The organism is Bradyrhizobium sp. NBAIM08, assembly GCF_020193935.1.
GTDB classification, from domain to species: Bacteria; Pseudomonadota; Alphaproteobacteria; order Rhizobiales; family Xanthobacteraceae; genus Bradyrhizobium; species Bradyrhizobium yuanmingense.
On sequence record NZ_JADYVR010001271.1, the window covers coordinates 1 to 386 of the forward strand.

Below are 386 nucleotides of genomic sequence, written 5' to 3' on the forward strand. Positions count from 1 at the left end.
GGTAATGACGCTCGCGGCTGCGAGGCGGGCGCCGGCGAGGCCGGCCACGAGAAGCACCGCAAAGGTCTGGAGCGTCATCGGCACCGGATACATCGGCGCGGCAATCCAGGATGATGCCGCGATCAGCCAGCTTCCCGCCAGCACCGCCGCAAGGCCCCACGCCGCCGGCCGATCCGCCAGCACGGCGCGCAGGGGCGCAACATGGCCCGGTGACATGCGTCTCTCCAGTTTTCCACCATGGAAAACCTAGCGCATTACGTCTCAACGGCTCCGCGCCGTGTTGCCGCACGCATGCTGCTAGCGCATTGATCCACGACGCAAAGACTAGCGTAGAGACATCAAGGGAGAAACGGACTGATCGGTAGCGCAAGATACGCGATTGCTGC

1 protein-coding gene is annotated in these 386 nt (G+C 64.8%); it reads right to left on the minus strand.

Annotation, left to right across the window (positions count from 1 at the left end):
- Positions 1-216, minus strand: a 216-nt coding sequence (locus I6F37_RS44480) for a biotin transporter BioY (protein WP_225155056.1), incomplete at its 3' end; no start/stop codon positions are given.
- Positions 217-386 lie beyond the last annotated feature (170 nt).